16 protein-coding genes are annotated in these 17,103 nt (G+C 70.4%); 10 read left to right on the top strand and 6 right to left on the bottom strand.

Annotated elements, in window-relative coordinates:
• Positions 1-30 precede the first annotated feature (30 nt).
• The gene (locus QRX50_RS15015; protein ID WP_285972556.1) at positions 31-906 is read left to right on the top strand and encodes an AraC family transcriptional regulator; all 876 of its coding nucleotides are present in this window, start codon (positions 31-33) and stop codon (positions 904-906) included.
• Here the strand turns inward: QRX50_RS15015 and QRX50_RS15010 are convergent.
• Complete coding sequence (locus tag QRX50_RS15010) at positions 890-2,785, bottom strand: acyl-CoA dehydrogenase family protein (RefSeq protein ID WP_285972555.1); 1,896 nt, start codon at positions 2,783-2,785, stop codon at positions 890-892. The two genes, QRX50_RS15015 and QRX50_RS15010, sit on opposite strands and share 17 nt — an antisense overlap.
• 126 nt (positions 2,786-2,911) lie before the next feature.
• Here QRX50_RS15010 and QRX50_RS15005 point away from each other — a divergent pair, with 126 nt between their 5' ends.
• On the top strand, positions 2,912-3,406 hold the full coding sequence (locus QRX50_RS15005) for a hypothetical protein (protein ID WP_285972554.1): 495 nt from the start codon (positions 2,912-2,914) through the stop codon (positions 3,404-3,406).
• 68 nt (positions 3,407-3,474) lie between these two features.
• Here QRX50_RS15005 and abmR read toward each other — a convergent pair whose 3' ends face one another.
• From abmR to mca, 4 genes are all read right to left on the bottom strand, one after another.
• Positions 3,475-4,032 (bottom strand): ATP-binding transcription factor AbmR, encoded by a 558-nt coding sequence (gene abmR, locus QRX50_RS15000; protein WP_285972553.1) that lies wholly within the window; start codon positions 4,030-4,032, stop codon positions 3,475-3,477.
• 117 nt (positions 4,033-4,149) lie between these two features.
• Entirely contained in the window at positions 4,150-6,141 is a 1,992-nt protein-coding gene (locus QRX50_RS14995) for a thioredoxin domain-containing protein (protein WP_285972552.1), read from the bottom strand.
• Positions 6,142-6,210: 69 nt separating this feature from the next.
• Positions 6,211-6,555, bottom strand: a complete 345-nt coding sequence (locus QRX50_RS14990) for a hypothetical protein (RefSeq protein ID WP_285972551.1) — start codon at positions 6,553-6,555, stop codon at positions 6,211-6,213.
• A complete protein-coding gene (gene mca / locus QRX50_RS14985) occupies positions 6,552-7,466 on the bottom strand; it encodes a mycothiol conjugate amidase Mca (protein ID WP_285972550.1) in 915 nt (304 codons plus the stop codon). The genes QRX50_RS14990 and mca overlap by 4 nt, the downstream gene beginning before the upstream one ends.
• A gap of 158 nt (positions 7,467-7,624) precedes the next feature.
• Here mca and QRX50_RS14980 point away from each other — a divergent pair, with 158 nt between their 5' ends.
• The 3 genes from QRX50_RS14980 (at position 7,625) to QRX50_RS14970 (ending at position 9,672) form a co-directional block, all read left to right on the top strand.
• On the top strand, positions 7,625-8,080 hold the full coding sequence (locus QRX50_RS14980; RefSeq protein ID WP_285972549.1) for a DUF4307 domain-containing protein: 456 nt from the start codon (positions 7,625-7,627) through the stop codon (positions 8,078-8,080).
• Positions 8,081-8,278: 198 nt separating this feature from the next.
• Entirely contained in the window at positions 8,279-8,779 is a 501-nt protein-coding gene (gene greA / locus QRX50_RS14975) for a transcription elongation factor GreA (RefSeq protein ID WP_285972548.1), read from the top strand.
• Positions 8,780-8,859: 80 nt separating this feature from the next.
• Positions 8,860-9,672 carry an MBL fold metallo-hydrolase gene (locus QRX50_RS14970; protein ID WP_285972547.1) on the top strand — a complete coding sequence of 271 codons (813 nt, stop codon included), beginning with the start codon at positions 8,860-8,862 and terminating at the stop codon, positions 9,670-9,672.
• Here the strand turns inward: QRX50_RS14970 and QRX50_RS14965 are convergent.
• Complete coding sequence (locus QRX50_RS14965; RefSeq protein ID WP_434533342.1) at positions 9,669-10,151, bottom strand: Lrp/AsnC family transcriptional regulator; 483 nt, start codon at positions 10,149-10,151, stop codon at positions 9,669-9,671. The two genes, QRX50_RS14970 and QRX50_RS14965, sit on opposite strands and share 4 nt — an antisense overlap.
• Positions 10,152-10,254: 103 nt before the next feature.
• Here QRX50_RS14965 and hppD point away from each other — a divergent pair, with 103 nt between their 5' ends.
• The 5 genes from hppD to QRX50_RS14940 all read left to right on the top strand — a co-directional run bounded on the left by hppD (position 10,255) and on the right by QRX50_RS14940 (position 17,080).
• Positions 10,255-11,454 carry a 4-hydroxyphenylpyruvate dioxygenase gene (hppD, locus tag QRX50_RS14960; RefSeq protein WP_285972546.1) on the top strand — a complete coding sequence of 400 codons (1,200 nt, stop codon included), beginning with the start codon at positions 10,255-10,257 and terminating at the stop codon, positions 11,452-11,454.
• 308 nt (positions 11,455-11,762) lie between these two features.
• Complete coding sequence (locus QRX50_RS14955) at positions 11,763-12,311, top strand: YbaB/EbfC family nucleoid-associated protein (RefSeq protein ID WP_285972545.1); 549 nt, start codon at positions 11,763-11,765, stop codon at positions 12,309-12,311.
• Between the two features lie 80 nt (positions 12,312-12,391).
• Positions 12,392-12,706, top strand: a complete 315-nt coding sequence (locus tag QRX50_RS14950; RefSeq protein WP_285972544.1) for a type VII secretion target — start codon at positions 12,392-12,394, stop codon at positions 12,704-12,706.
• Positions 12,706-16,665 carry a DUF8616 domain-containing protein gene (locus QRX50_RS14945; RefSeq protein ID WP_285972543.1) on the top strand — a complete coding sequence of 1,320 codons (3,960 nt, stop codon included), beginning with the start codon at positions 12,706-12,708 and terminating at the stop codon, positions 16,663-16,665. Before QRX50_RS14950 ends, QRX50_RS14945 begins: the two co-directional genes overlap by 1 nt.
• On the top strand, positions 16,643-17,080 hold the full coding sequence (locus QRX50_RS14940; RefSeq protein ID WP_285972542.1) for a hypothetical protein: 438 nt from the start codon (positions 16,643-16,645) through the stop codon (positions 17,078-17,080). The genes QRX50_RS14945 and QRX50_RS14940 overlap by 23 nt, the downstream gene beginning before the upstream one ends.
• Positions 17,081-17,103 lie beyond the last annotated feature (23 nt).

The following is a 17,103-nucleotide window of genomic DNA, read 5'->3' as shown; positions in this document are numbered from 1 at the left end:
TGAAAGTCTCACGTCCGTATGCTGGAGAGCATGGACGTCCTCAGTGACGCGATCGCCGTGATGCGCACCGGCGAGCCGTCGTCCAACCGGCTGCGCGTCGGCGGCGAGTGGTGCTACCGGTTCGCGCCGTACGCCGGCGCCGGGTTCCACGTGGTCCTTCGGGGCACGGGCTGGCTGCTCACCGAAGGCGAACCCGTGCCGCTCAGCCCCGGCGACGCCGTGCTCCTGCCCCGCGGTGCCACGCACGTCCTGTCGGCCACGCCCGACGGCCGGTGCGCTGTCCCGTTCGAAACCGCCGTCGACGATCCGGCCGGCGGCACAGATCTGCTCTGCGGCAAGTACCGCTTCGACCGCTCGCGCGCGCACTTCCTCGTCGAGGGCCTGCCCGACGTCGTGCACCTGCCTGCCCGCGTCGGCGAGCACACCGAACTGCGCACGGCCATCACACTGCTCGGCGGGGAGGTACACGGCAGCCGGCCGGGTCGCGACGCCGCCGTCGCCGGGTTGCTGGACCTGCTGCTCGTCTACCTCGTGCGCGCGTGGTTCACCGACCACCCGCAGGCCGGGTGGCCGAAAGCGTTGCAGGACCCTGAAATCGCCTCGGCATTGCAGGCGTTGCACGCGGACCCGGCGCGCGCGTGGCGGCTCGAGGACCTGGCCGCCGAGGTCGGCCTGTCACGCGCGACACTCGCCCGCCGCTTCACCGCCCTCACCGGCCGCGCGCCGATGGCCTACCTCGCGTGGTGGCGCATGACCACCGCCGCGCGCCTCCTGCGCGATGGCGACCGCGGGCTGCCCGCCATCGCGCGGCAGGTCGGCTACGGCTCACCATACGCGTTTTCTCATGCCTTCAAACGACATTTCGGCGTCGCGCCGGGCCAGTACCGGCTCAGTCCCGCAGCATAGGCGCGGCCAGGAACTGCGCCGGGATCGCGAAGGCGTCCACCAGAGTCCTGGCGTGGGGCCGCAGCTCGGCGCACAACTCGTTCACCGCGGCGGTCACGGCCTTCGACCGCGAAGCTGTGAGGCGGCCGTGTTCGAGGAACCATGCGCGGTCCGCTTCGATGGCCGACAGGGCGTAGAGATCGCACACCCGCGAGAGCAAAGCCGCGGCCTCCGGATCGGCACACGCGTCGACGGCGCGGGCGAACGCCGACAGCACAAGGCTTTCCACATGCACGCGGCCGGCGGAAAGCACGTGGTCCTGCGCCGCGTTGAAGACGCCGAACGGGTCGTCGGCGGCCTTGCGCAGGCGGTTGGCGACGCCGTCGAGGACGTGTTCCTCGCGGTCCTCGAAGAGGCGCAGCTGCCATTCGCGGTCGAAGAGCACCTCGGCGTCGTCGGATTCCGTCAGGCGCTCCACGAACTTGCGGGCGGAGGTGCGTTCCAATACCGCGCCCACGAGTTGTTCGGCGACGAAGCGCGCGGTCGCAAGTGGACTGAGGTCTTCGAAGTGCTCTTTGTATTGCGTGAGAAGGCCTTTGGCCACGAGCTGGAGCAGCACCGTGTTGTCGCCCTCGAAGGTGGTGAAGACGTCGGTGTCGGCTTTGAGGCCGGCCAGCAGGTTTTCCGACAGGTAACCGGCGCCGCCGCAGGCTTCGCGGGCGGCCTGGATCGTGGCGGTGGCGTGCCAGGTGTTGGCGGCTTTCAGACCGGCCGCACGGGATTCCAGTTCGCGCTGTTCCTCTTCGGGCGCGTCGGGCGCGATGTCGTTCAGCTTCGCGACGAGCTCTTCCTGCGCGAAGTGCAGCGCGTACGTCTTCGCGAGCGCAGGCAGGAGCTTGCGCTGGTGGCCGAGGTAGTCGAGGATCACGACCTCGTCGCCGTCGGGGCTCTTGAACTGCCGGCGCTGCTCGCCGTAGCGGATGGCCAGCGTCAGCGCGCGTTTCGTGGCGCTGCCGGCACTGCCGCCGACGCTCACGCGGCCGCGGATGAGCGTGCCGAGCATCGTGAAGAAGCGGCGACCGTCGCTCTCGATGGGACTGGAGTAGGTGCCGTCCTCGGCGACGTCGCCGAAGCGGTTCAGCAGCGCTTCGCGCGGAACGCGGACGTGGTCGAAGGCCAGGCGGCCGTTGTCGACGCCGTTGAGGCCGGCCTTGCGGCCGCAGTCCTCGATCGTGACGCCGGGCATGGGCTTGCCGGAGCCGTCGCGGATGGGCACGAAAAACGCGTGCACACCGCGGGAATCGCCGCCGGCCACGAGCTGCGCGAAGACGACGGCGGCGTGGCCGTCGCGCGCCGCGTTGCCGATGTACTCCTTGGTGGCGCCCGGATCCGGGCTGTGCACCACGAACTCCTGCGCCGCCGGGTCGTACGTCGCCGTCGTGTGCAGGTCCTGCACGTCGGAGCCGTGGCCGTGCTCGGTCATCGCGAAGCAGCCGAGCAGGTCGAGGTCCATGATGCGCTGCAGGTACTTCTCGTGGTGCCGCTCAGTGCCGAGCAGCTGGACGGCGCCGCCGAACAGCCCCCACTGCACGCCGGCCTTCACCATCAGCGACAGGTCACCGAGGCCGAGCATCTCGAACGACACCACCGACCCACCGATGTCGCTCTGCCCGCCGTACGCGCGGTCGAACCCGAGCGCGGGCCGGTCCGTGGCGGCGAGCTCGCGCAGCTGGTCGAGCACCTGCGCACGGTGCGCCTCGATGTCCAGCTCAACGGGATCGCGGAACTCCTCGGCCGACATCTGCGCACGTACCCCCGCGCGCAGCTCGGCCCAGCGGCCGTCGAGGACGGCGGTGAGCGCGTCCGGGTCCACCTTCGCGGGAACGGCAGGGATGTCCACGGCTCCTCCTCGGCGCGACTGGCTACTCACTGGTAAGCCTGCCCCGGCCACGACGTCGTCGCAGGTCGAGGTGACAAAGACGACTCGATCGTTTGGCGCGCGCACCACCGGGGAAAGCGCGCGGTGATGGGTTCGCAAGTCACGGCCACGTGGATCTCGGCGATCGGCAGCGCCGGTTCACTGCTCGGATTCGCCTCGTACGTGTGGATCATGCTGCTCAACCGCAAGGACCAGCCCGAGATCCGGCAACAGGAGCAGGCGCACTCCGTGTCCGCCTGGCTCGACGAGGGCACCCGCCGCGACCGCGCCGAGGACTACGTCGTGTGCGTGCACAACGGCGGCGACTCCCCGGCGTTCGACTGCACCGTGACCGTCCGGCGCCCCGACGAGGACACCCCGCACCGCCTGCGGCTCGCCATCATCCCGCCGGGCTCCACCGCCGTACGCGGCCTGCCGTTCGGCCACGAGCAGCTCCCGGCCGATGACCTGTACTCCACCGCCGCCGTCCCGGGCCTGGCCTTCACCGACTCCCACGGCGGCCACTGGGATCGGGACTCCGAAGGCCTGCTCACGAGGACGGACCGACGGACCTTGCGGGGACGGTGGCGTTCGCGGGCTTGATCTCAGGCCACCCAGCGCGAAGGGGACTCTCGCACCGAAGCACGAGAGTCCCCTTCGAACGCAGCCCGTCAGCTCAGGTCCGGGCCCTTCGAGCGCAGGTCGTCCACCTTGGTCATCGCGTCGCGCAGCTCGGCGAGCCACGTGTCGGCGTGTTCGCCCACCAGCCGGACGGCCCAGGCCAGCGCCTCGGAGCGCGAGCGGGCGACACCGGCCGCGACGAGGGTGTCGAGGACCAGGCGTTCGGGCTGGCGCAGCCGCGTCATCACGGGCGCGGACAGCGTCGTGAACAGCACCTGCGTGCCGCCGAGCTTGGCGCCCCACGCGACCTTGCGCTGGTAGCGGTGCTCGGCCTGCCGGGCGATCTCGATGCGCTCGTCGCGCGTGTCCTCGCGGAACCGGCTGATGCGGCCGTCCTCGGCGGCCGCGCGGGCCGCATCGTCGGCGTACTCGCCGGTCAGCGCAGGCAGCTCGCCCACGATGATGATCTCCTCGCGGTCGACCGTAACCTCCGGGTCGCCCGTGAACCAGCCGTCCGGGAGGCGCCCGCCGAGCCAGGCGGCCGCGTCTTCGGCCGACGGCACCTCGGCCTGCTGCCAGCCGCCGCGGCCCTTCCAACCTCGTCCCATGTGTCCCACCACCTTGAAGTGCGTGTGCATGTTCGCCTCCGCGATTACATGATTACCTCGTTGCCGAAGCTACGCCGAATACACCTCAAGCAGGGCACTGTTCACCAGAGGCGGAACTCAGAGCTGCGCGAGCAGGTCCTCCGCCGAGGTCACCGGGCGATCGCACACGTAGCCGCGACAGACGTACGCCGCCGCAGCGCCGTCCACCAGCGGACGGTCCGCCAGCAGCGGCACGCCGGGCGCGTCCGGAGCGCCACCCAGCACCACGCCGCCGCCGTGGATCTGCCGCGCGGCCGCCGCGACCAGCGCCGCCCGGTCCTCGCCGACCACGGCCACCTGCACCGGCCCCGACTGCGCCGCCTCAGCCACCGAAAGCCAGTGCCCGGCGAAGCGCGGCGCGCGATCCGCCAGCAGGCCGGCGCGTTGCAACGCCGCATCGGCCGCGTCGCGATACCGGCCGGCCTGCTCGAACCCGGCCAGCGCGGAAGCCGTCAGCAACGCTCCCGCCAGCGCCGAAGCGCCCGAAGGGCTCGCGTTGTCCGTGGGGTCGGAAGGGCGCTGCACCAACGTTTCCGCGTCGTCCGCGGTGTCGTGGTACGCGCCCACGGCGTCCGAAGCGAAGTGCGTCAACGCCAGGTCCAGCAGCCGCGACGCCTCCTCCAGCCACCGCGGCTCCCCCGTGGCCTGGTGCAGGGCGAGCAGGCCGTCGGCCAGGCACGCGTAGTCCTCGAGGACGCCGGCCGGCACGCCGACCACGCCGTCGCGCGAGCTGCGCCGCAGCCGGCCGTCCACGAGGTGCGTGGACAGCAGCAGGGACGCGGCCCCGCGCGCCAGCTCGATCCACTGTGGACGCTCCAGCGCGACACCCGCCTCGGCGAGCGCGGTGATGGCGAGGCCGTTCCACGCGGCTACCACCTTGTCGTCGCGCGCCGGCTGCGGCCGCGAAGCCCGCGCGGCCAGCAACGCCTGCCGGGCGCGCTCGAACCGGTCGGCGGACTCCGGATCACCCGGCAGCTGCAGCGTCGACGAGCCCTTCTCGAACGTCCCGGACTCCGTCACCGAAAACACCGAAGCCGCCCACACGCCGTCCTCGTCACCGAGCACCTCGCGCAGCTCAGCAGGCGTCCACACGTACGTAAGACCCTCGACGCCGTCGGTGTCCGCGTCGAGCGAAGCCGCGAAGCCGCCCTCCGCGGTCAGCAGATCGGCCTCCAGGAACCGGACGATCCCCTCGGCGACGCCCAGCGCGAACGAAGACCCCCGCCGCGCCAAATGGGCGTAAACCCGGAGCAGCAAAGCGTTGTCGTACAACATCTTCTCGAAGTGCGGCACGATCCACTCCGCGTCCACGGAGTACCGCGCGAAACCGCCGGCGAGCTGGTCGTGGATGCCGCCGCGGGCCATGGCCTCCGCGGTCGACGAAGCGAGCGACAGCGCTTCGGCCGAGCCCGTGCGCTTGTGGTGGCGCAGCAGGAACTCCAGCACCATCGACGGCGGGAACTTCGGCGCGCCGCCGAACCCGCCGTGGACGGGGTCCACCTCGGCCGCGAGCTTCGCCACCGCACGGGCGAGCACGCCGGCGTCCACCGCCGAGGCCTGCAACGGCCCGCCCTGCTCGGCGAGGTGCCCGATCAGCCGCTGCGCGCCCTCGCGCAGGTCTTCGGGCCGCTCGGCCCACGCCTCCGAGACGGCCACGAGCAGCTGCCCGAACGACGGGATGCCCGGCCGCGGCGTCGGCGGGTAGTAGGTGCCGCAGTGGAACGGCTCACCCTCGGGCGTGAGGAAACAGGTCATCGGCCAGCCGCCCTGACCGGTCATGGCCTGGGTGGCGGCCATGTAGACCGCGTCGATGTCCGGCCGCTCCTCGCGGTCGACCTTGATGTTCACGAAGTGCGCGTTCATCAGTGCCGCGGTGCCCTCGTCCTCGAAGGACTCGTGGGCCATCACGTGACACCAGTGGCACGCCGCGTAGCCGACCGACAGCAGGATCGGCACGTTGCGCTGCCGCGCCTCGGCCAGCGCTTCGGGCCCCCACTCGCGCCAATCGACGGGGTTTCCCGCGTGCTGCAGGAGGTATGGGCTGGTCGCGTCCGTCAGTCGGTTCGCCATGTCACCAGGGTGACACGGCGCCGGTCGGGGCCAGTCGGGCGCGTCGGCGAAGCCGCCCGGTGGGCGAGGTCAGTCGGACTTGGCCCGCGCCGGATCGGCCGGCTCGGCGGCCTTCACCTCGACCTGCTCGCCCGCGTCCGCCGACTCCGGCTTTTCACCCGAAGCGTCGGAAACCTCGGAGGAAGCCTCCTCCTTGTCGAAGCTCGCCGGCACCTTCTTCAGGTGCTTGCTCATCGACCGGATGAGGAACGCGACCGCGATCAGGAACAGGATCAGCACCAGCAGGCCGACGGGCGAGGACTTGCCGAAGTCCTCGCCCTGGCCGCCGTTGTCACCGCTGTCGGGCTGCTGGGCCAGGAACAGGGCCGAGGCCGTCAGCGGGGCGACCGCGACGGCCGGCACACCGAAACTCATGGACTCACCTTCTCCTTGATGCCGGCGAACAGATCATCCTCCGGCAGCGTGCTGTCCACCAGGGAGCGGTTCAGCTCGTACTCCTCGGTCGGCCACGTCTCGCGCTGGATCTCGAGCGGGACCACGAACCAGCGGCTGGTCGGGTCGATCTGCGTGGCGTGCGCCTTCAGCGCCTCGTCGCGCACCTCGAAGTATTCACCGCACTCGATCCGGGTGGTCACCCGCTCCATGATGTCGGGTCGCTCGGGGTCCCAGGACTTGAGCCACTCGTCATACGGCGACTCGAGGCCGAGCTTCTTGAGCGCGGTGTCGAACGCGATCATCCGGGCCTTGGAGAAGCCGTGCACGTAGTACAGCTTGAGCGGCTGCCACGGGTCGCCGGCGCCGGGGAAGCGGTTCGGGTCGCCCGCCGCGTCGAAAGCCGCCATCGACACCTCGTGGGTGCGGATGTGATCGGGGTGCGGGTACCCGCCGTTCTCGTCGTAGGTGATCAGCACGTGGGGGCGGAACTCCCGCACCACCTGCACCAGCGCCTCGGTGGACTCCTCCAGCGGCACCACGGCGAACGACCCTTCGGGCACCGGCGGCAGCGGGTCGCCCTCGGGCAGCCCCGAGTCGACGAAGCCGAGCCAGCGGTGCTGCACCCCCAGGATCTTCGCCGCGCGCGCCATCTCGTCGCGCCGGATGTCGGCCATGTTGGCCAGCACCTCGGGCCGGTCCATGGCGGGGTTGAGAATGCTGCCCGCCTCACCGCCCGTACACGTCACGACCATGACCTCGTGGCCCTCGGCGACGTATTTCGCCATGGTGGCGGCGCCCTTGCTGGACTCGTCGTCCGGGTGCGCGTGTACCGCCATGAGGCGCAGGTTCGAGGCGCGGTCGCTCGTCATCAGCTCGTCAGCTCGCACCATGTTCCGAACGACCCTCTCGTGTCCCGTTATTCCGTCGTACCCCGCCCCGGCTCCACGCCGCCGGAACGGCTCGCGGATACTCGATGACAGGTGGTGCCCCCAGTCGGGCTCCACCCATTGTCCCCGCGGGTACGACAAGAACGACCGGAGGCCCGGACTTGCAGACCGGAGAGACCGCAACCGCCGAGGGAGACGCCCGTCCGGCGCCGCCCGCGGACCGGTACGGGTCGGCGGGCAAGACCGGGTCGAAACGCTGGAAGCGCTGGGTTTTCACCGCGATCGCGGTGGTCGCGGGCTTCGCGGTCGCGTGGATCGCCTACGTCAACCTCGGCCAGGCGTCGATCGACGCCGAGCGCGTGGCGTTCGAACCCCGCCCGGGCAACGCGATGCAGATCACGATCAACGTCACGCGTGACGACCCGGACAAGCCCGGGGTGTGCGTCGTACGAGTGCAGGACAGGTCCGGCGCCGAGAGCGGCCGGAAAGAGGTGCTGGTTCCCGCCGGGGCCGGCCACAGCCGGGTGAGCACGGTGGTGAAGAGCATCGGGGAACCGGTGACAGCCGACGTGTACGGCTGCTCGTACTCCATACCACGATACATGTCAACCCCATAGCGGCCAACGGGGTGAAATGCGCGGCAGGCGTCCGCGCGGCGTGGAATGGACCGGCGTCGCTGCACGCTGCCGTGATAAGCTGACACACCAGCACGGCCCGAGGCGGGCCGTGTTTTTCCTTTATCCCAGCCGTGCGGGCGCAGTGAGCCCGTGCGGAGGCCGGCTTGAACACCCAAGCCTGGCAGGCCCGACGAGGAGATGGTGACCGTGAGCGACAAGGTGACCTGGCTGACCCAGGATGCCTACGACAGGCTCAAGCACGAGCTCGACGAAATGATCGAGAATCGTCCGGTCATCGCTGCGCGCATCAACGACAGCCGCGAAGAGGGAGACCTCAAGGAAAACGGCGGCTACCACGCAGCGCGCGAAGAGCAGGGCCAGGCCGAGGCGCGCATCCGCCACCTTCAGGAACTGCTGCGTTCGGCGAAGGTCGGCGAGGCCCCCGAGGACGACGGCACCGCCGGTCCCGGCAAGGTCCTCACCGTGAAGTACGCGGGCGACGACGACGAGGAGAAGTTCCTCCTCGCCACCCGCGAAGAGGGCGCCGAGGGCGCGCTCGACGTGTACTCCCCGGAGTCGCCGCTGGGCAAGGCCCTGCTCGGCGCCAAGGAGGGCGAGTCGCGCGAGTACGAGCTGCCCAACGGCCGTACGCAGCAGGTGACGCTGGTCAAGGCCGTGCCCTACAGCGAGGCCTCCTGACCTTTCGGTCTTCGCGTACCCGGCTCTCAGGGGCCGGGTACGCGACTAGCGTGGCCCTCGAACACCACTGGGAGGCCACGATGAGCATCGAACCGATATGCCGCACTTGCGGAATGCAATACCCCGGACCCCGCGCCGACTGCCCGATCTGCGAGGACGAACGCCAGTACGTCCCGCTCACCGGCCAGGCCTGGACCGACCTCGCGACGCTGCGGTCGAGCGGCGAGTACCGCCCGCGCGTCGAAGAGCAGGGACCGGGCGTGATCGGCATCGGGTCCGAGCCCGGTTTCGCGATCGGCCAGCGCGCGCTTCTCGTGCAGGCCGGATCCGGCAACTTTCTCTGGGACTGCGCGGCCTACCTCGACGACGAGCTGGTGCGGCAGATCAACGACCTCGGTGGCCTCACCGGCATCGCGATCAGTCACCCGCACTACTACACGACCATGGTCGAGTGGGCCCACGCGTTCGACGTGCCGATCTACCTGCACGAAGGTGACCAGGAGTGGATCGGGCGGCCCGACCCGTCGATCCGACTCTGGTCCGGCACCACCCTCGACGTGGCCGACGACCTGCGGCTGATCAACCTCGGCGTGCACTTCACCGGCGGCACCGTGCTCCACTGGCCGGCGGGTGAAGCCGGCCGCGGGGCCCTGCTGTCGGGCGACATCGTGCAGGTCATCCCCGACCGCACCCACGTCGGTTTCATGTACAGCTACCCGAACCTGATCCCGGAACGCCCGAGTGTGGTGCGCCGCGCGGCCGAACTACTGGAGCCGTACGCGTTCGAAGCGATCTACGGCGCGTGGTGGGACCGGATCGTGCGCACTGACGGGCACGAGGTCGTGCAACGCTCGGCGAAGCGGTACCTCGCGCACGCGCTCGACGCGTTCTAATCGCGCGCGGTGCGTTCCAGCAGCGGACGCACACGCGGCGGCACCGGCGTGGACAGGGCGATCGAGGTCGACGTGCGCAGCACCCCGTCCACGCCGACCACCTTGTCGATCACGCGTTGCAGGTCGTCGTTGTCGCGTGCGACCAGGCGGACGAACAGGTCGCCCTGGCCGGTGGTGGCGTGCACCTCGCACACCTCCTCGATGGCGGCGAGCGCCTCGGCCACGCTGCCGCGCCGGCCCTGCGCGATCTCCAGCACGGCGAACGCGGTGAGCCCGTAGCCCATCGCCGCGAGGTCGAGCTCGGGCGGGAAGCCGCCGAGGATGCCGCGTTCGGTGAGCCGGTCCAGTCGCGCCTGCACGGTGCCGCGCGCCACGCCGAGGCGGCGCGCGCACTCGAGCACGCCCAGCCGGGGCGAGTCGGTGAGCAGCAGCAACAGCCGGGCGTCGAGCGAGTCGAGCACGGTTTCCTCCCTGCGCAGGTTGTCCACGTTGACCGCAGCTTACGGCTTGCCGCCGGGCAGATTGTCCAGCGAATTCGGTGACCGTTGCTCATCTTGCCGTGACGCACCCATGCTTCATGGCATGACCCACACCATGGATCCGCAGGGCGCACTCGACGACGTCAGCTTCGACCAGCTCCGTCAGCTCGTGGGGCTCGTCGAGCACGACGCCACCAACGACCCGTTCCCGGTCAAGGCTCTCGACGCGGTGGTCTTCGTCGCCGGCAACGCGACGCAGACCGCGTGGTTCTACCAGGTCGCGTTCGGCATGCAGCTCGTCGCGTACTCCGGGCCGGAGACGGGCCGCGTCGACCGCAAGGCGTTCGTGCTCAAGTCGGGCTCGGCGCGGTTCGTGATCACCGGCGGCGTGCGGCCGGACTCGCCGCTGCTCGACCACCACCGCCGCCACGGTGACGGCGTGAGCGACCTCGCGCTCGAGACCACCGACGTCGACAAGTGCGTGGAGCACGCCCGCGCGCAAGGCGCGACGATTCTCGAGGAGCCGCACGACGTCTCCGACGAGCACGGCACGGTGCGGATGGCCGCGATCGCGACGTACGGCGAGACCTGCCACTCGCTGATCGACCGGTCTCGCTACGACGGGGTGTACCTGCCCGGGTTCGAGGCGCGCGAGAGCACGGTGACCCGACCGGAAGGTGCGCCGAAGCGGCTATTCCAGGCCGTGGACCACTGCGTGGGCAACGTCGAGCTCGGCAAGATGGACTACTGGGTCGACTGGTACCACCGCGTGATGGGCTTCGTGAACATGGCGGAGTTCATCGGCGACGACATCGCCACGGACTATTCCGCGCTGATGAGCAAGGTCGTGTCCAACGGCAACCACCGCGTGAAGTTCCCGCTGAACGAACCCGCCGTGGCGAAGAAGAAGTCGCAGATCGACGAGTACCTCGAGTTCTACGAGGGCGCCGGCTGCCAGCACATCGCCTTGGCCACCAACGACATCATCGCCACGATCACCGCGATGCGGGCCGCGGGCGTGGAGTTCCTCGACACGCCGGACTCCTACTACGAGGACCCGGAGCTGCGCGCCCGCATCGGCGAGGTACGGGTGTCGATCGAAACGTTGCAGGAGCACAAGGTTCTCGTCGACCGCGACGAGGACGGTTACCTGCTGCAGATCTTCACGAAGCCGATCGGCGACCGGCCGACGGTGTTCTACGAGCTCATCGAGCGGCACGGCTCGCTGGGCTTCGGGAAGGGGAACTTCAAGGCGCTGTTCGAGGCGATCGAGCGGGAGCAGGAGCGCCGAGGCAATCTTTGACACCGAGGCGCCATCGGATACAGCCGAGGCAATCTCCGACGCCCTTGCGGCGCCAAAGGAAACCCCTGATCGGTGTGGTTGTCAAGGATTGAGTGGTGCGAGCGGCCCGTTCGCGACGAAAAGTCGCGGGCGGGCCGCTTGCCACGTTTTGTGTCGGTGCGGGCACGTACAGTCGATTCAGGTGCCGGTGAGACCGGTTGACCCGGGTGGCAAACTGGGCCGATCGGATCAATTCGGACGGCACCGGAACCTGGGGCGGACCGGATCCGTCACTGTGGGGAAGTCGGCTCGAGAGGAATGGGGGCCCGATGTCGGACGGCGTCGACGCCAGCCAGCGCATGGTGGACGGCTGGACGCGGCAGCTGCAGGAGACGGCTGCGCGCTACCAGGCGATGGCCGACCGCATGCAGGGCCAGACCGTGACCGAGCGGGCGAAGGACGGCACGGTCGAGGTCACCGTAGATGCCAAGGGGCTGCTGAAGAACCTCGTGATCTCCGAGTCCGCGGGCGGCAAGCGGATGGCCGAGGTGTCGGCGCAGGTGATGCAGCTCGTGCAGAAGGCACAGGCGCGGATTCCCGAGCTGCTGCAACAGGTTGCGAGCGAGACGCTGGGCAGTGACGCCACCGGCGACAAGCTCGTGGAGGACGCGAAGAGCACGTTCCCCGCGCCGCCGCCGGAAGAACCACCTCCGCCGCCCGCGCCCGTGCACCGGTTCGGGCCCGAGGACAACGACCCGCCTCCCCCGCCGCCGGCCGCACAGCCGCGGCAGCAGGCGCCGCCACCGCCGCCTCCGCGTCGTCGCCGGGCCGAGACGTCCGACGACGACGATGACTTCGGCGGTTCGATCCTTTCTTGATCCACACAGCTTGATCCACACAGCTTGATTCCGGTTAGCCTTGATTCCGGTTAGCACAGCCATCCTGGGGGATGAACACCATGGCACCTAAGGGATACGAGGTCGGCGGCGACCTCGAGGCGCACGCGCGCCAGCTCGACGGGATCAGCGACGGGCTGCGGCAGGCCGTCGACGCCGCGAACCAGGTCAGCATGCCCACCGACGCGTACGGCATCCTCTGCCAGCCGTTCCGGGCCATGCTCGATCCGGTGGAGGAGTTCGGCATCAACGCATTGCAGAACACCGTCACGGCGATGGACGCGCAGGCGCAGAAGGTCCGCAACGCCGTGCAGGCGTACGAGACCTACGAAACCGGCACGACCGACGCCATCGCCTCCACGAAGGTGCCCGACTGATGGCCGACGGCAACCCGCTCGTCTCGCAGGCGAAGCAGGACGGAGACGGTCCCGGGCCGCTCACGGCGGGCAACGGCGACTACGGCTACGCCACGGGCATCGGCGTCGCCGAGTCGGCGATGGACGCGTTCAACGGCATCAAGGACGGCGACTGGGTCTCGGGCGGCCTCGGGGTGCTGAGCCTCGCGGGCGAGATCGCGGGCGCGGCGATCGACCCGTTCGGCTACCTGATGTCGTCGGTGGCGTCGTTCCTCATGGAGCACGTGCAGCCCCTGAAGGACATGCTCGATTCAGTGGCGGGCAATCCGCCCGTGATCCAGTCCTATGCGGACACTTGGGGCAACGTCGCGAAAGCGTTGCAGGACAGGCAGGCCGACTACACCAACGCGGTCAAGACCGGCACCGCGGAGTGGACGGGCGACGCGGCCGACGCGTACCGCAAGGGCGCGGCGGAGTGCGCGGAGGCCCTCGGCGGGGCCGCCACGGTGGCGAGCGCGATCGGCACCGTCACGATGATCATGGGACAGGTCGTGTCGTTCGTGCGGGAGACCGTGCGGCAGCTGATCGCCGACCTGGTGGGCAAGCTGATCTCGTGGGTGATGGAGGAGGTCTTCTCCCTCGGCTTCGGCACGCCGCTGGTGGTCGCGCAGGCCGTCACGGCGATCTCCAAGTGGGGCGAGAAGATCAGCGGCCTGCTGACCAAGCTGTGCGACACGATGCGCCGGGTCTCGCCGTTGCTCGGCAAGCTGGCCGACGTCTTCACGAAGATCATCAAGATCCTGGGCAAGCTGGCCGGCAAGGTCACGGGCCTCGACGTGATCAGCACGAAGAACATCAAGGCCGGCGGTTTCGCCCACCACACGGGCGGTGGCGGCTCAGGCGGTGGTTCGCACCACGGCGGCTCCGACGGTGACGGGGACTCGCCCGGCGGTGAGGGTTCGGACAGTCCTGACGGGTCGGACAGTTCGCATTCCGGGGACTCGGACACCGACAGTGCCCAGTCCGGTGACCCGGACTCCGGCAGTTCGCGATCCGGTGACTCCGATTCCGCCTCGGACGCCGATGGCTCGCACTCCGGTGACGGTGACTCCGCGTCGTCGAGCCCCGATGGTGGTCCCTCCACAAGGGACGGTTCTTCCGGCGACTCGTCGCGCCGGAGCACGGGCAACGGCACCCACGACGGCGGGGGCGGCGGTGACAACTCCGCGTCGACGTCCGGCGGCGATTCACCCTCCCACGGTGGCTCCGCGCCGCACAGCACCAGTGGTCCGTCCGGTGGCGGGTCGCCGAGCCACGCCGGTTCTTCGTCGAGCTCACCCAGCCACGCGGGCAGCTCTTCGCCATCCGGTGGCGGCAGTTCCGCGCCCTCGCACACGGGCGATGCGCCGAGCACCCACACCGGTGACGCGCCGAGCTCGGCGCACGCTGGCAGCTCGCCGTCCGGCGGGTCGGCGGCCCACGGCTCCGGCGGATCCGGTGGCTCCAGCGGCTCGGCGCCCCACAGCACCGGCGGATCCGGTGGCGGCGCCCCGGCCCATTCCGGTGGCGGCTCTTCCTCCAGCAGTTCGTCGTCTTCGCATCAAAGCTCGGGCGACAGCTCGACCTCGGCGTCGGGCTACGCGCCGCCTGAGGTCGACGAGCCCGCACCCAGCGCGCCCGCGCCGCGCACCGGCGATGGCGCCGGCCCGTCGGGCGCCACCACGCCGAACCAACCTGTCGCGGGTGGGCTGGCGCCGCAGGGTGGTGGTGCGCCGGCAGGTTCGCCGTCGGGCGGCGTTTCCGGTGGCACCCCGGCAGCCCGGCCCGGCAGCGGTGGTGGCTGGACCGGCACCCCAGGCAGTCCGGGCGCCCGTACGCCGGAACCCTCGGGTCCGCGCACCGGTCCCGATCGCGGGCCTTCGTCGCGGCGGCCCGGTGAGGGTCCCGAGCCCTCCTCGCGGCGGCCCGGTGAAAGTCCGGAGCCCTCGTCGCGGCGGCCCGACTCGGGTTCGCCGCGCCGTCCGAGTGACGCGAACACGCGCTCGCCTCAGAGCCCCGACGGCTCGCGCCGCCCGGGCGACCCGGCGGCGGGCGGACCGCGGCGGCCGAGTGACGCGCCGGAGCCCGTCGCGCGGGGTGGCTCGCCGACGGCGGCCCACGCGGAGACCGACAGTCCACATCGGACTCCCGACGCCAAGCCCGGCGACCGGTCCCCGCACCACGGCGAGCCGGACGATCGCGCTCCCCATCACCACGAGCCGGACGACGGCGCACCTCACCACGACACCGACGGCTCACCCGACCACCACGACAACGCCGATCACCACGACACTTCCGATCACCACAACCCGCCCGATCACGACGGCGGGCCACACCACCACGACGATGAACCCCTGACGCCGGACGAGGTCAACCAGCACCACTCCGAAAGCACCCCGGCGGGCAGCTCGTACCACCGCGGCGACACGGACATGGGCGACCTCCCCCACCGCGTGCAGCCGGATCCGGACGGGCGCTACACCGTCGACGTGCACGTGACGTCCGACGGGCACGCGCGCATCGGCGACCGGCACTACACGCCCGAGGAGTTCGCCGACGTCCTGCGCCACAACGCGGACTACGACGGCCGCCCCATCCGTCTGATCGGCTGCGACGCCGGCTCCAACGACTTCGCCGACCGGCTCTCCCGCGAGCTCGACACCGACGTGATGGCACCGACCAAACCGGCCTGGACCGACTCGAACGGCCGGGTCTTCTCGTCCGACTACGAGATCGGCCCGGACGGCCGGATGCGGCCGCGGATCCCACCGGACGGCGAGTGGTCCGTGCACCACCCGGACGGCACGTCTCACCACGCCGGCCAGGACGGTTTCGCGCCGGAGTCGCACCACCACGACCCGCACGACGTTGACGCCGACAGCGCCCACGCGCGGGGCGACGACGCCAACGGGGGTGTCCCGGAGGAGGAGTTCGACCTCCCGCCGGCGACCCGCACGTACAACCCGGACTCGCCGGAGTTCGACCGCCGGTTCGTGGACTGGGACCGGCCCGCCGACTCCGAGTTCGCCGGCCCGCGCCACCGCGACGGCCACCCGGACATCGACTCGCCGTGCGACCTCGACGACGTCCCCGCCCGGACCAGCAACGCCGACCCGGACCCGGACGGCGTGCCGCAGACGCTGCTCGGCGAGCGTCCGCTGGCGGGCCACGCCGAGTACCACGTGTCGTACGAAAACGGTGCCAGCACACGGTTCTACACCGACGCCGACGGCCACATCACGCACGTCGAGGCCACGCCCGGCACGGCGTCGCCCAACCACAACCCCGACCTGCGCTACCCGCTGATCCCGGGCGCGCAGTACCGCGTGCCGAACTTCCACGACCCGGCGAAGTCGTGGACCTTCCACATCGGCGAGAACGGCAAGCCCGACGCGATGACGGGCGACCCGAGCTTCGACGGCCGCAACGACACCTACCGCGACACCAACTCGCAGAACCGCTCCGGCGGCGAGGGCAAGGAGGCGTTCACGGGCCACCCCGAGTACGGCGACAAGTACGAGAAGGTGCGGTGGGCGGGCGGGCACCTCGCGGCCAACGAGATGGGCGGCCCGGGTGAGTACGTCAACATGCACCCGCAGATGGCGGCGTCCAACAGCGGTAACTACCGCGACGGCTGGATCCACGAAGCGTCGTGGCGCAACCAGGAAACGGCGCTCGGCAAGTTCGCGAACACCGAGGGCCAGGACATCCAGAACTACCAGGTCGCCATGCACGGTGACACCAACGGCGTGCCGGAGAGCGTCACCATGCGCTGGCAGGAAGTGGTCTACAAGACCGATGCCAACGGGCACGTGGTCCTGGAGAACGGAAAATCCGTGGAGATCTCGCGCGTGACCAAGGAGCGCGAGTTCCCGAACAACCCCGCGGACATCAACTTCGGAAAGAACAGGCAGTACAGTGACCGATCCCGTTCCCGCTGAAATCGCGACGGCACTGGGGAACGCGGCGCCGCCCGGGTGGGCGGAGATCGTGCTCACGGTGTCGGCGACCGTGGTGGCCAACGACTTCGCGCTGCAGGTGCGGATGCGCGACGGCTCCCCCGGCTCGATGGAGCTGCCCGCCCCGGTGAAGGCCGCGTTCCGCGCGCTGCGCGACGAGATGTACGAACCCGGCCGCGGCACGTGGTTCTCCGCGAAGGTCGTGCTGCGCCCGGATTCGCCGGCGGAGTTCACCTACGACCTCGACGGCGACCCGAACTGGTGGCCGCCCTTGCACCCCAGCGCGTTCACGCGCGATCTGGAGGCGTACCCGCGCGACGACGAGCACGTGCCGGCGTGGCTGCGGAAGCTGCTCGACGAGGGCGGCGAGCAGGAGCGCCTGCGGGCCCAGGAGTGACCGCGCGCCCCGTGCCATGATGG

Origin of the sequence: Amycolatopsis sp. 2-15 (genome assembly GCF_030285625.1) — a bacterium.
GTDB classification, from domain to species: Bacteria; Actinomycetota; Actinomycetes; order Mycobacteriales; family Pseudonocardiaceae; genus Amycolatopsis; species Amycolatopsis carbonis.
The sequence above is the reverse complement of the archived record's forward strand: the minus strand, read 5'-3'. Positions and strand labels throughout refer to the sequence as shown.

Bases quoted from the DNA above. Each gene is read 5' to 3' on its own strand.
- QRX50_RS14970 (WP_285972547.1), top strand. From the start codon at position 8,860: ATGAGCATCGAACCGATATGCCGCACTTGCGGAATGCAATACCCCGGA.
- mca (WP_285972550.1), bottom strand. From the start codon at position 7,466: ATGGTGCGAGCTGACGAGCTGATGACGAGCGACCGCGCCTCGAACCTG.
- QRX50_RS14990 (WP_285972551.1), bottom strand. From the start codon at position 6,555: ATGAGTTTCGGTGTGCCGGCCGTCGCGGTCGCCCCGCTGACGGCCTCG.
- greA (WP_285972548.1), top strand. From the start codon at position 8,279: ATGGTGACCGTGAGCGACAAGGTGACCTGGCTGACCCAGGATGCCTAC.
- QRX50_RS14995 (WP_285972552.1), bottom strand. From the start codon at position 6,141: ATGGCGAACCGACTGACGGACGCGACCAGCCCATACCTCCTGCAGCAC.
- abmR (WP_285972553.1), bottom strand. From the start codon at position 4,032: ATGGGACGAGGTTGGAAGGGCCGCGGCGGCTGGCAGCAGGCCGAGGTG.
- QRX50_RS15015 (WP_285972556.1), top strand. From the start codon at position 31: ATGGACGTCCTCAGTGACGCGATCGCCGTGATGCGCACCGGCGAGCCG.
- hppD (WP_285972546.1), top strand. From the start codon at position 10,255: ATGACCCACACCATGGATCCGCAGGGCGCACTCGACGACGTCAGCTTC.
- QRX50_RS14950 (WP_285972544.1), top strand. From the start codon at position 12,392: ATGGCACCTAAGGGATACGAGGTCGGCGGCGACCTCGAGGCGCACGCG.
- QRX50_RS15005 (WP_285972554.1), top strand. From the start codon at position 2,912: ATGGGTTCGCAAGTCACGGCCACGTGGATCTCGGCGATCGGCAGCGCC.
- QRX50_RS14945 (WP_285972543.1), top strand. From the start codon at position 12,706: ATGGCCGACGGCAACCCGCTCGTCTCGCAGGCGAAGCAGGACGGAGAC.
- QRX50_RS14955 (WP_285972545.1), top strand. From the start codon at position 11,763: ATGTCGGACGGCGTCGACGCCAGCCAGCGCATGGTGGACGGCTGGACG.